This window comes from Pseudoalteromonas sp. S1608, assembly GCF_005887265.1.
GTDB lineage: Bacteria > Pseudomonadota > Gammaproteobacteria > Enterobacterales > Alteromonadaceae > Pseudoalteromonas > Pseudoalteromonas undina.
This window is the reverse complement of sequence record NZ_PNDK01000003.1, coordinates 113,158-126,079: the sequence shown is the minus strand read 5'-3', so window position 1 is coordinate 126,079 and position 12,922 is coordinate 113,158. Positions and strand designations below refer to the sequence as shown.

Annotated in this window: 14 protein-coding genes; 4 read left to right on the top strand and 10 right to left on the bottom strand. The window is 40.2% G+C overall.

Going from position 1 to position 12,922, the window contains the following annotated elements; all coding sequences use genetic code 11:
* Window positions 1-35 precede the first annotated feature (35 nt).
* From CWB75_RS02540 to CWB75_RS02520, 5 genes are all read right to left on the bottom strand, one after another.
* Window positions 36-455, bottom strand: a complete 420-nt coding sequence (locus CWB75_RS02540) for a group I truncated hemoglobin (RefSeq protein WP_054202515.1) — start codon at window positions 453-455, stop codon at window positions 36-38.
* A complete protein-coding gene (locus CWB75_RS02535; protein ID WP_502704778.1) occupies window positions 455-1,261 on the bottom strand; it encodes a DUF3034 family protein in 807 nt (268 codons plus the stop codon). Before CWB75_RS02535 ends, CWB75_RS02540 begins: the two co-directional genes overlap by 1 nt.
* Window positions 1,262-1,274: 13 nt before the next feature.
* Window positions 1,275-3,590, bottom strand: a complete 2,316-nt coding sequence (locus CWB75_RS02530) for a bifunctional diguanylate cyclase/phosphodiesterase (RefSeq protein ID WP_138569803.1) — start codon at window positions 3,588-3,590, stop codon at window positions 1,275-1,277.
* Entirely contained in the window at window positions 3,580-4,245 is a 666-nt protein-coding gene (locus CWB75_RS02525) for a methylamine utilization protein (protein WP_010390495.1), read from the bottom strand. Before CWB75_RS02525 ends, CWB75_RS02530 begins: the two co-directional genes overlap by 11 nt.
* A gap of 137 nt (window positions 4,246-4,382) precedes the next feature.
* A complete protein-coding gene (locus CWB75_RS02520) occupies window positions 4,383-5,486 on the bottom strand; it encodes a phosphoribosylaminoimidazolesuccinocarboxamide synthase (RefSeq protein WP_075170518.1) in 1,104 nt (367 codons plus the stop codon).
* A gap of 217 nt (window positions 5,487-5,703) precedes the next feature.
* Between CWB75_RS02520 and CWB75_RS02515 the strand changes: the two genes are divergently transcribed.
* From CWB75_RS02515 to CWB75_RS02500, 4 genes are read left to right on the top strand one after another with little or no spacing between them, the layout of a single operon-like run.
* Window positions 5,704-6,738, top strand: coding sequence for a CDP-glycerol glycerophosphotransferase family protein (locus tag CWB75_RS02515; protein WP_138569802.1), 1,035 nt, complete (start codon window positions 5,704-5,706; stop codon window positions 6,736-6,738).
* 6 nt (window positions 6,739-6,744) lie between these two features.
* On the top strand, window positions 6,745-7,431 hold the full coding sequence (locus CWB75_RS02510) for an ABC transporter ATP-binding protein (protein ID WP_138569801.1): 687 nt from the start codon (window positions 6,745-6,747) through the stop codon (window positions 7,429-7,431).
* On the top strand, window positions 7,428-8,675 hold the full coding sequence (locus tag CWB75_RS02505; RefSeq protein WP_054202521.1) for an ABC transporter permease: 1,248 nt from the start codon (window positions 7,428-7,430) through the stop codon (window positions 8,673-8,675). The genes CWB75_RS02510 and CWB75_RS02505 overlap by 4 nt, the downstream gene beginning before the upstream one ends.
* A 14-nt stretch (window positions 8,676-8,689) precedes the next feature.
* Entirely contained in the window at window positions 8,690-9,190 is a 501-nt protein-coding gene (locus CWB75_RS02500) for a DUF3299 domain-containing protein (protein WP_008468279.1), read from the top strand.
* 46 nt (window positions 9,191-9,236) lie between these two features.
* On the opposite strand, the gene CWB75_RS02495 is transcribed toward CWB75_RS02500, so the two are convergent.
* The 5 genes from CWB75_RS02495 to CWB75_RS02475 form a co-directional block, all read right to left on the bottom strand.
* Window positions 9,237-9,425: a hypothetical protein gene (locus CWB75_RS02495; protein ID WP_041709654.1), complete on the bottom strand. Its 189-nt coding sequence runs from the start codon at window positions 9,423-9,425 to the stop codon at window positions 9,237-9,239.
* Between the two features lie 90 nt (window positions 9,426-9,515).
* The gene (locus CWB75_RS02490) at window positions 9,516-10,085 is read right to left on the bottom strand and encodes a DUF2799 domain-containing protein (RefSeq protein ID WP_138569800.1); all 570 of its coding nucleotides are present in this window, start codon (window positions 10,083-10,085) and stop codon (window positions 9,516-9,518) included.
* A 197-nt stretch (window positions 10,086-10,282) separates the two neighbouring features.
* Entirely contained in the window at window positions 10,283-11,185 is a 903-nt protein-coding gene (locus CWB75_RS02485) for a polysaccharide deacetylase family protein (RefSeq protein WP_349304070.1), read from the bottom strand.
* Between the two features lie 48 nt (window positions 11,186-11,233).
* The gene (locus tag CWB75_RS02480; RefSeq protein WP_010390480.1) at window positions 11,234-11,773 is read right to left on the bottom strand and encodes a YbhB/YbcL family Raf kinase inhibitor-like protein; all 540 of its coding nucleotides are present in this window, start codon (window positions 11,771-11,773) and stop codon (window positions 11,234-11,236) included.
* A 29-nt stretch (window positions 11,774-11,802) separates the two neighbouring features.
* On the bottom strand, window positions 11,803-12,903 hold the full coding sequence (locus tag CWB75_RS02475; RefSeq protein WP_138569798.1) for an alkene reductase: 1,101 nt from the start codon (window positions 12,901-12,903) through the stop codon (window positions 11,803-11,805).
* Window positions 12,904-12,922 lie beyond the last annotated feature (19 nt).

The window sequence follows — 12,922 nt, the reverse complement described above, 5'->3', positions numbered from 1 at the left end:
GCATATTTTTACATGTATGCATTTGATTATAAAAATTAAATCTTAATAATTTCGCCACGCAATGGCGCCATTTTAGCTAAAATTTCATTTTGCACTGTATGTGGGATATTTTGCTCGTTCATTGCATTTATTAATAAATCGACAACGTGATTGAAGTCTTTTTCATTTATATTCATACCTGTATGAATCGCAACCATCGAGTCGCCTTTGTATTCACAAGGACCCTCAACCAGCGAACATAAATGACTAATAAACCCTTGTCGAAAATGGCTAATATTACTGTGTTCAAAGTAATGAAACACTTGTTTATCATTGCCTATTTGGGCAATAAAACTGTCAGTTAACTTTTCAAGCCCAGCTCGCTCGCCAAGTTGGTGATACAGAGAAGTGTTAGGTTGTGTTGTACACCCTGAAAGTAAGCTTAAACAACAAAAAATAAATACACTCAGTTTCATTACCAATACCCCGTAACCGATAAATACCAGCCGGTTTGTTTGTCAACACCAGCAATCCGCCCTAAGTCTAAATAGGCCGCCGTTACACTGACGTGTTTATTAGGCATCCACGCTATAAATAAATCGCGCCAATCTTGTTCGCCTAAACCTAGGTTATTGGCTTTTTGTCGATACTCAATGCCAATAGCAAGTTCACGACTTACAAACACCGCACTACTTGCTTCTAGTAAAATATGGCTACCTTCATTAGCCCCTCCATATCCTAAAAGCCCTAATTGATTGGCTTTACTGTAACGAGTGGTCACATTCCAAAACCAGTTGTATCCAGCAAGTGCACCCAAATGTAATTTACTGGCTGCTAGGTACACATCTGTACCACTGGTATTTTTTGCACCAACCAAATTTGCAACTGTGCCATCATCCAGTGACTTATGCTGCACACCCATGCTTAGTTGTGGCCATTTACTGTAAACTACATCACCATACAAACGAATTTTTGCCCCAGAAATTGACTGCTCTATTTCTGTATTGAGCGCAGGCACGTCAAACTGCTGCACGGCATAACTCAGTTCAACACGATTAAATAGGTTAAGCTGCACACCACAGGCATCTAGGCGGTAATCTGTTACATCAGCACGACTACAAAAGCCATTAACAGCCCATTCGTCCTCACTAGCATAACCTGCTAGCTGCGCCCAAGGAACTAACCCTCCTCCTGCACTGCCTTCAACTTGAGACACGCCCGGTGTTGCTAATAGCTTTCCCGTTGCAGCTACAGTTAGCGTACTGCAAAGTAAGAGTGTCATGCTCAGTAAAAATTTAATGTACACCCTGATATTCCTCTAACCATTGTTCTAGTTGTTGTGCTTTTAAAGGACGACTCAAGTAGTAACCTTGTGCATGATCGCATTGCATTTCATGAAGCAATGATAAAGACGCTGCCGTTTCTACGCCCTCGGCCACCACTGAAAACCCAAGTTGGTGTCCAAGTGTGATTGACGAGCGCACTATGTATTGATCTTTTTGTGACTCATGCAAAGTTAAAATAAAACATTTATCTAGCTTAAGCTCATCAATAGGTAACATTTTTAATCGCCCCAATGATGTTTGCCCGACACCGTAATCGTCTAGTGATATTTTAACACCGATAGTTTTTAAGTTCTCTAACGCTTTGATACCTTGAGCTTCATTTTCGATCATATCGCGCTCCGTCAACTCAATAGTGACAGAACTTGGGCTTACATGATATTTCTTTAAGGTCGCGACCAATAAATTATGAAATCCCGCATGCGCAATATCTTGGGCTGACACATTAATGGCTGCCTGTAAGTGAATCCCTTTTTTATACCAATCGGCTATTTGCGCAATAACTGTATCGACAACCCAGGCAGTTAGTTCCACAATTAATCCTGACTGCTCAGCTAAATCAATGAACACTTCAGGCGAAACCCAACTCCCATCATCACGTTGCCAACGAATAAGTGACTCAACCTTATCAATTTTCTGACTTTTAATATTCAACTTAGGCTGATAAGTCATAAACAGTTGCCCGTTATCATCATCAATCGCTTGTTTGAGCTCATCAAGCATGATTAAACGGTCTAAGTGCGCCTCATCTTCACCATCTTGGTAGTAATGTAAGCTTTGTTGGCTTGTTGTAGCCGCATCAACAGCAATGAGTACACGCCGCATTAAATCGTCCGCTTTAACGCCTTGTCCAGGGTACTGCACAATCCCAGCGTTAAAACGCAAACTTATTTTTAAGCTTTTAATCTGGTAAGGTGCCTGTAATTGCTCAATCAAATCGGCTACAGCACATTTTACTTGGTCAGCCTCCACACTGGGGTAAACCGTTAAAAACTCATCGCCGCCAATTCGTGCATGAAATCCACCAAGCTCATCAGAGAATTGACGAATACGGTTTGCCACCGCAATTAAACACTCATCTCCTACTTGCGGACCAAGCTTGTCGTTTATGTGTCTTAAGCCTTTTATATCAATAGCAACAAGCGTGTAGCATCTATCTTTAGTGAGCTGCTTTGCTAATAAATCTAACATAGCTGAACGGTTATAAAACCCTGTTAAGGTATCGTGATGTGCTTGAAAACTGATTTGCTGCTCACGCTTATTAATATCATTACCCATGTTATTAAAGGCGCTGACTAGCGTTGCTATTTCGCTGCTTTGTTTTTTACCTTCAAATTTAAAACGGTAGTCACCTTTGGCAAATTGCCTTGCGATAACCGCTAACTGTGTAAGTCCGCTGGTTAAGTTATTGGCAAGCAAACTACTGGTGATCACACCAAATAACATGGTTAACACGGCCAATGTAACTAGTGTTAGCAATAGTTGCTCAATATCTCGATAACTTGAGGTTAAATCAGCACTTAGTAGTAAGGTGACCGGGTGTGATTGCAAAGATGGTAAAGCTATTTGTTGATTTTCATAGGCCAAATATTCAGCAAAAAAACGAGCTGTAGTTTTATTTTTAAAGTATTCTATAGGTTGAAATTTTTCAGGTTGAGGTGCAAACGAGCTTGCTGCAAAACTATCTAATTTCGCAACAAAGCTAACCTCCATACCGGTTAAGCTTTTCAGCTCAGTAGTCACAGCCGATGTGATTTTGAACCCGACTAAACTGTAAGCGATAGTTCTGGGGGTTTTAACTGGCAATAATATTACTTGATAGAGCTGATTATTTAACACTACAAAGCTCGATTGTTCAGAATTATTTAATAATTCATCCATCAAGGGCTGTAGGTTATCTGCAAAATTTTGTGCATTCACATTAGCAGACACTAACCGCCCCGATAAATCGAGCAACAGCATTAAATCGGCATTGATCCGTTGGCTATGATTGTATAATACACTACTAATGGTGGCTGCATCGCGAGTAGCAACTGCCTGCTTAAAACCAAAATCAGCGGTTAACACCTTTGCAGCAGTTAATAGCAAGCTCTCTTTTGATTTTAAATATTGCTTATAAACGCTTTGCGCAACCGTTATATTTTGCTGTACTTTTTCTGCCTGAAACTTACTCGTAGACCACCAAAAACTCACTAAGCTGAGTAAAGTTGTAAGTAACACCAAGCCAACGCATAGCGTTGTTATACGGCTACGTAAATTATTGCCCATTACCTTCCCTAAATTGACTGCCAAAGGTGTTACGTGGTGCAGGCGTAGACGTATTTATAGTGATTGATACCGGGCTGGTTGATTTTATATCAAACATTTTTTTATTATCCAAAGTCGCTGTTTGCAGTGAATGCCAGACACTGGCTTGCACAGGAAAAGAGTCAACTTGTAGCTTTATTTGGCCTTGCTCGTTGCTGGTATACACATGATTACTATTAGCGACATAAATATAGCCCACCATAGAATCGTGGATATTGCAGCCTAGAACAACAACCCCTTGATTATCAAACTTAATGGGATCTTCTGGCTGACCAGAATAGAGCTTTAATTGAAAGGGCTTTGCTTTTGAAAAAGAATATACATGGTGGCGAATATTATCGCTATTTGGAAAGTTAACGTACTGACCTTGATGCACAATAAGTAGCTGTGGTGAAAACTGTTTATCAACTTGATCCATTACCGCCGTGGGTAAATTGCCCGTAGTTTTTGAGGAAGGTAAATGATTGATTTCTACGACAGCATTAGGCAATACTTGGTCATGCTGATCTTTAATAACCAAATTAATAGTATTGCCAAAGGCCGACACACTAAACAATGCACCCAGTACTAATAAATAACGACGTTTTGCAATAACTTGCATTGCCCGCTCTAACATAATCACACCTAAATATTCACTATAGGTTAAGTTAATTAGAGACGAGCACTAATTGCAAGAATTATAGCTCAGTTAGTTAAAATAAATACTTTTTTACTAGTAAAAATGAGCATTGCTATGCCTGTCTACTTACTTCGCTAATTAACGATTAATCCGTAGTCAGTATCTAAAATTGCAATCACTTCTTGGCGCGGATCATTGGGTATAACGATCTCTTTACCGATAATTTTGCTAGCGATACCCACATAAGTGTCAGACACTTCAAGCATTACTGACTCAGGTAAAATATAATCTTTTGCTAGCTGCTCACGCTCAGCCATACGGTCTTTATTTAATAACACATCACTCTCTGGTACGTTATTAATTAACAGCTGACGGAAGCCTTCCTTTGAGTTTTCAACAATTTTGCCATTCTTATAAGATACTTCATCCCAAATACGCGATGAATCTGGTGTCCCTACTTCATCAATATAAATAAGTTGCTGCACACCATTTAAATCTTCTACGTAACCAAATTCAAATTTAGTATCGACGAAAATTTGCCCTAGCTTAGCTAACTCATTACTAATTAGCTCGAATCCTTCTACCAATAATTTTTCGTATTTGGCGACATCGTCAGCCGATTTAAAATTGAAAACATCTAAGTTGTTCGTAATATTTTCACGAGTGATGTTTACATCATCAACGGCAGGAATATCAGCAACCCCTTCTATAATACCTTTAGTAGAAGGAGTTATAAGTACTTGCTCAAGCTTTTGATTCGCTTTTAAGCCTTCTGGAAGTTGCAAACCACAAAAGTGTCTTTCGCCTTTGGCGTAGTCGCGCCACATACTGCCGGTAATATATTGACGAGCAATCGCTTCAACTTTAACTGTACTGGCTTTACGAACAATCCATACGTATGGGTGAGGAATATCAACAATATGATTACCCGCCAAACCGGCTTCATTAAACATGTTAAACCAATGAGCTGCCACTGAGTTTAATGCAATCCCTTTACCAGGAACGCCATTTAGGCCATTTTCACCTTGCCATATGCAATCAAAAGCAGAAATTCTGTCTGAAATAACCATAATGGCTAATTCAGTATCGGCAGGAACGTTATAGCCTTTTTCATTTATTAAGCGTTTGCTATCTGCATCAGTTAACCAATAAACTGAACGCACTTTGCCACTGTGTACTTTACCTTTAGTACGAATGGGTAAGTCATCGTTTACGTCTAAAACTTTATAGCTAGTCATGCTATCTCCGGGGTTTGGCATGCTCAAAGAGCAAAGTATGGAATTGGGGTTAGGCGCTCTATAATAATCTAGGCAACCACAAAGCTCAATCTTAGGCTAAAAACAAATCATCTCAGAATATTTATCTAGCTGACGCATTGGGGTAAACTTGCATGATTATTTGCCCTAAGGAGCTAGCTTGAACTATTTAACTGCCACTAAGAATAAGAAATATCTAATGTATATTTCTCAAAATTATTCCTATGCTATTTTAAGGCCATTGCAAGCAGAAATATTAGCTCAAGGAGGGGAAGTTAAATGGTTCTTAGAGGGTGATAATGTTAACCCTGACTTTTTGAAAAGTGATGAAAAAACACTAAATTCTATTCATGAGATAAACCAATGGGCGCCTGACGCAACCTTTGCACCAGCGAACTCTATCCCTACATTTTTCCCAGGAAAGAAAGTAGCTGTTTTTCACGGCTTTGATGCAGGAAAACTAAATAAAAAAGGCCAAAACGATCACTTTAAAGTTCGGGGATGTTTTGATTTATATTGTACACAAGGCCCAAATACGACGGCTCCGTTTACGGCGTTACAAAAAAAACTGGGCTATTTTAAGGTAGTAGAAACAGGTTGGCCTCCCCTAGATCAATTCTTTAACGGTAACTCAAAGCCTAGCCATATCGATGAAACAGACTCTCGCCCAACGGTGTTAATCTGTTCTACATTTTCAAAACGCTTATCTCTTGCACCTAAACTTTATGAACAAATAAAACACTTTAGTAAAAGCGGTAAATGGCGACTATTAGTTCAGTTTCATCCGAAAATGCCGCAAGAGTGGGTTAATAAATACCAAGCGTTAAGTAATGATAATCTAACCTTTGTTGAAACAGACAATGTTATTCCTTTATTACAATCTGCTGATGTAATGCTGTGCGATACTTCATCCATACTACTGATGTTTTTAGTACAACGAAAACCGGTTGTAACGTTTTGTAATAAAGCACCTGAAAAACACTTACTTGATATTACAGATAAAAATAACGTTGAAGCCGCAATAGACTATGCACTAACTTACCCAAAAGAACTGGTGGATAATATTGAAGCTTTTTGCCAAGAATTACACCCATACACAGATGGCAAGTCAAGCCAACGAGTACTTTGCGCAACCAATGAACTGTTGCATAGTGATGAAAAGCTCAAAGCTAAACCACTTAATCTTATTAGACAATTTAAAATGCGCAAAAGACTTAACTATTGGAGTTGGTAAGACGTTATGATCAACCTTGAGAATGTATCTTTTAAATGGCATAAAAAAGCAGCCAGCCCCACTCTCACTATTGAGCAACTCGCCATTGATGAAGGTGAACATGTTTTTTTACATGGGCCAAGCGGCAGTGGTAAATCTACCTTACTGGCACTACTAGCAGGCATTAATGTAACCACTAGCGGCCAACTTTGTGTTTTCAACCAAAATCTAAGTGCGCTTACCAATGCACAGCGCGATGCATTTAGAGCGGATCATATTGGCTATATTTTCCAAAACTTTAATTTACTACCTTATTTAACCCCATTAGAAAATGTATGTTTAGGGTGCCAATTTTCGAAAATGCGTCAGCAACACGTGCTCAACCAAACTGATAGTTTAACCAAAGAAGCCGCTCGACTTCTCAATGCACTTGGGTTGGAGCCGCACTTTCATAATCAAAATGTTGCCACTTTAAGTATTGGGCAGCAACAGCGAGTTGCCGCAGCACGCGCATTTATAGGCAGTCCCGAACTTATCATTGCCGATGAGCCTACTTCAGCACTTGATACGCAAAATCGTGAAAGCTTTATTAAGCTGTTATTTGAACAAGCAAAAAAAAGTAACAGCACGCTTGTTTTTGTCAGTCACGATGAAACATTAAAGCCACTCTTTAGCCGCACAATCGACTTAGTAAATTTACAAGGTGATGTATGATTTTATTTAAACTTGCCTATAAAAGTTTGCTAAATAGACGTGCCAGTGTATTACTGACATTGCTCACTATTGCGATTAGCGTCATGTTATTACTCAGTATTGAGCGCGTTCGCATAGATGCTAAAAGTAGTTTTAGTAATACCATTTCGGGTACCGATTTAATTGTTGGCGCACGTACTGGCGATATTCAATTACTACTCTCCTCGGTGTTTAGAATTGGCCACACTAATAATGGGGTGAGCTGGCAAAGCTATCAATACATAACAAAACAACGCGGGGTTAAATGGAGCATTCCTATCAGCCTTGGAGATAGCCATAAGGGCCAAGCAGTTTTAGGCACCACACTTGATTATTTTAAGCACTATCGATTTGCTAAGAAACAGTCCTTAGCATTTGAACAAGGACAGGCTTTTTCTAGCATCAATGAAGTTGTTATAGGAAGTGAGGTTGCAAGTAAACTGGCCTATAAGACTGGTGATGAAATTGTGATTTCTCATGGTATGGGCAATACTAGCTTTCATCATCATGACGATAACCCCTTCAAAGTTGTTGGTATTTTAAAGCCTACTGGCACCCCTGTTGATAAAACATTACATGTGCCGCTGGCGGCAATTGAATTGATTCATGGTGGCGGCCATCATGATCATGACGATCATCATGACCACTCGAGTCACGCACTAGTTGGCCATCCAAAACAAATTACCGCCTTTTTAATGGGCTTCGACTCACCGCTTTATACGCTACAAATTAGGCGTAACATAAACCAATTTAAGCCAGAGCCTTTATTAGCGATTATGCCTACAGTCACACTAAAAGAGCTTTGGGAAATGCTGGCAATAATAGAAAAGATCCTATTGCTATTTTCATTTGTGGTGGTCATTATTAGCTTGCTCGGCATGTTAACCACACTGCTGGCTAACCTTAATCAACGCCGCAGAGAACTGGCAATATTGCGTTCTGTGGGCGCCCGCCCTTGGCAATTATTTTCACTGATCAGTATAGAATCACTGCTCACTACCTTTTTAGGTTGCTTAGTAGGCTGCACTCTATTTTATGCGCTTATGGGCACAACCGCGGGTTACTTACAAAGCCAAGCAGGAGTGAGCATTAATATCAGTATGCTCTCTGACTATGAACTCACTTTGATTGGCGTTATTATGGCTGCGGGATTCATTATTGGCTTGATCCCTGCTACACGCGCTTACTTTTATTCTCTTAGTGATGGTATGAGTATAAAAATATAAACTTTAGGATGATCATGACGTTGTTTAAAGTAACTACACACTCTTTAATGCTATTAAGTGCAGTGCTAATTAGCTTTGCTAGCATTGCAAATCCCCCGAAGGAAATTTTTTGGGAAGACTTGATCCCACAAGGGCATGTGCAAATAGATACCCAAGCACAAGCTAATCACGAAGGCAGTGAGCAAAACTGGGTGCAACCTGATTTGGACGCGCCGGTTGTTAAAGCACTTGATGGGCAGTCTGTTAGCTTACCTGGGTTTGTTGTGCCACTTGAAGGTGACAGCGAACTTATTACCGAGTTTTTATTAGTCCCTTACTTTGGTGCCTGTATTCATGTGCCACCCCCACCGCCAAACCAGCTGGTTCATGTAACTATTAAAGGCGGTGTGCCTATCGATAGCTTATATGATGCGATTGTTGTAACGGGCGTTATTAAAACGCAAACTTGGTCTGGCGAAATAGCCCAAGTGGGTTATCAAATGCAAGCTGTCGGTGTTGCTCCCTTTGAGCTTTAATTCTTAAAATAAAACCCACTTTTAAAGTGGGTTTTATTTTGTTCTATCAACCACCCGTCCTTATATCTCGCTCAAGTTCAGACTGAGTTTTCACTGGATGACAAGTCGACTTCACCGTACTCTTATTGCTTTCATCTTCGTCAGAGCTAAAAATTGTGTAGCTATAGTCTGTTTCAACTTCACCACCTAAGCACTCATGCTCCGCAAATACTTCATTTCCATAACCGTCTGGCATTTCTTTTGACGCACACCCACTGAGGATCAGAAATGTTATTAAAATTGATATTACTTTCATATTAATCACCGTAAAAGGATATGTTATAAATTATAGTTCATACTCAAAATGCCATGAAGGAAACTTGTTGAGTAATGGTAAAAGTGCTTTTTCTTTTCTTAAATCACGACGCTCTCTCTCTAACTGTTCTCTTTCTCGGCGTAACTCTTTACTTTGGCTACTTGACGGTTTATCACTCGCTAATTCATTACTAATAGATTGCAACCGCCAATTAATATTATTAAGTCGATCATCTATCTCGGCTTTCCTTACTTCAAATTGATAACGCTCGTTACCCTCTTGCCATGCTTTTCTAAACTGTGTGTCATTACAAATCCCGTTATACGCATCCCCTCGTAAGCCCAGGGTAAAGCCATTTTCAGGCTCACAAAAGGCTGCGAGCCCCTGCTTGTAACCAACCTTATAATCATCTAATTTTGCAGTGATACCAAACTCACTACAAGCGGATATAATTTCTCTGCCATGTTCAAATGTATACCCTTGCTCGCCATGACTAAAGCCTAGGTTTGTCCAATTGGCCTGTATACATTCATCCTGAGTCAAAGAAGAGCATCCTGATAGAGATAGTACAAATAAAATGAACATACATCGGCTAAACATGCTATTTCCTAAAGTGTTATAGACTATTCAAGTACCTATTTTAAGAGATATTCGTTTAAAGTGAATAGTAAAAATGTAACAAGCTATTCTAATTCCGTTGAAGTTTAAAATTTACGACAACAACTTAACTCCTTCACCTCTAAAAATCACACGAGGCATACTTATGGTATTAAAAAGCTGCCTCATAGATGTTTCCTTTATCTAGCCGTCTGAGCCGGATTAGTAGGCACATTATTTTGCTTCATTATCCAACGGGCTATGTTATCTTTTCGCATAAATTTAACACCTGCATGCTGTTTTGCATATTGGATAAAATCATCAAGCGCTTTTACCCGTGCAGGCGTTCCTGCAATACGGTCATGAGCACTAATCGACATCATTCGTCTTCTGTGTTTTCCTTCAGCGTATAACACGTCAAACTCATCTTTTAACTCTTGTAAGTAGGCTTGGGCCGTCATTGCAGTGCTTCCTGAATAGCGCACAATGTCGTTATTACGAAAAGTATAAGGTACAACCACAAAAGGCTTATTATTTACTGGTGTAAAAGAAGGCTCATCACGCGATAGATCATCAATATGATAAATAAACCCCAGCTCTTGCAAAAGCGTAAGTGTATTTTTTGAGTGTCTCATCCAAAATGCATTAAAGCCAACCGGCCGCATGCCTGTCACTTTTTCGATAATATCTGCACTTTTAATATATGAAGCGCGCTCTTGTTCAACACTCATCGAATATTGTGGTGTCCATGTTTGGCCGTGACCCGATGCTTCATGCCCTCGCGAAACCACTTCTTTAGCAAGTGCTGGATTTAATTCCACAGCCCTGCCCACCATATGAGAGGTAACTTTAATATTATGTTTATCCCATAGATCAAGTAATCGCGGGATCCCTTCATTCATCCCATACTGATACCAAGTAGGCGAAATCGTGTCGTGATAACCCTGCTCTATTTGAGGAAACGGCCCTGCATCAGAGCTATCTTGTGCTGTTGCTTCAAATTGCATTGAAATAGAAATCACTAATTGTGCATCATCAGGCCAATAACCTGATTTCTCAGGTAGTGGGGCTGCATTTAATAGCTTACTGCTGCACAGTGCCATTAAAAGAATGAGTAAAGGTAAAGCCTTCATTTTTATCTCCTAAGCTAATTAACGCGGTCCTGCCGTTACTGTGATCTCGGCTGTTTGCAAAGAGTGTTGGTGTAAGAAAAACCCTGTAAGTGCACTTGTTGCCCCTTGTGGAACAGCTAATTTTTCTACATCCAATGCATACACTTTATAGGTGTAGCTATGCTTGCGTCCTTCTGGTGGACATGGCCCAAGGTATCCGGGCTTCCCCATATCCGTATTACCTTCAATGGCTCCTTTGGGCAAAGTCGTTGAAGATAGTGAGTTACTAGTAAGAGGAATATCATGTACTACCCAGTGCCAAAAACCACTGCCAGTTGGTGCGTCATTGTCATACACTGTCACGGCAAAGCTTTTGGCTTTCTTAGGCGCATTTTGCCATTTAAGTTGTGGCCTAACATTACTCCCCTGACAACCAAAGCTATTCCAGTATTGCTCACTCTTTATTGCCTGCCCTGGCTGTAAATCAGGGCTCGATAAACTAAATTCAGCCGCAAAACTGGCACTACTAAACAGCCCGCTGATCAGTAAAGTAACGACTGAGTTTGAAAAATTAACCATTTTTAGCCCTTATATTTTCAGTTAAAAAGTTACTTTTGATATGCTGGGTAATCGGTATAACCTTTGGCTGTACCGCCAAACAATGTACTCCCATCGGTAATCGTGTTTAGTGGCAGTTGCTCTTGAATACGATACGGTAAGTCTGGGTTGGCAATAAAACGACGACCGAATGCAATGTAATCGGCAAGACCTTGTTCAATAAGCTGCGCACCTGAATGCTCGGTATAATTACCGGCAACAATAATCGCGCCACTAAAATACTGACGAAGTGCGACTCTAAACTCTGGTGTTACGGTAGGTGCATCGTCCCAGTCCGCTTCGGCAAGATGAATATACGCAATACCAATTTGCTCAAATTGCTTTGCTGCCAATAAAATAGTGTCAATTGCTTCACTATCACCCATACCACGCTGAGTGATAAAAGGCGCTAATCTAATACCCACTTTATGAGCTCCAATGGCATTACTAATTGCGCCAATAATTTCACAGGCAAAACGAATACGGTTTTCTTGGCTACCGCCATATTCATCTGTGCGTTTATTCGCTGAACGTCTTAAAAACTGATCAATTAAATACCCGTTACCTCCATGTATTTCAACGCCATCGAAACCAGCCTCAATCGCGTTAATTGCCGCTTGCTTATAGTCATTTACTATTTCTTTAATTTCTTTAACACTTAGTGCTCGTGGGGTTGGGCAGTCAAGCATCCGTCCTTCTCCATCATCGCCTACCACCCAAACTTGTGCATCTGGGGCAAGTGCAGATGGGGCAACTGGCGTTCCATCATGATGAAATGAAGAGTGCGACATTCGACCAACGTGCCAAAGTTGTAAAAATATTTTACCACCTTCTTTATGCACAGCTTGTGTTACTTGCTTCCAACCTTCGATTTGTTCTTGCGTGTAAATACCTGGCGTAAATGAGTAACCTTTGCCCTGAGCAGAAATTTGTGTTGCTTCAGAAATAATCAGCCCTGCAGTAGCACGCTGCGCATAATAAGTGGCCATCAGTTCAGTGGGAATATCACCCGGTTGCGCAGTTCGCGAACGGGCCATAGGTGCCATCACAATTCTATTTTGAGTGACCATGCCACCGAGGGTTTTAACTTCAAATAAGGATTCTATAGACATAACTAACTCTCTTATAAAT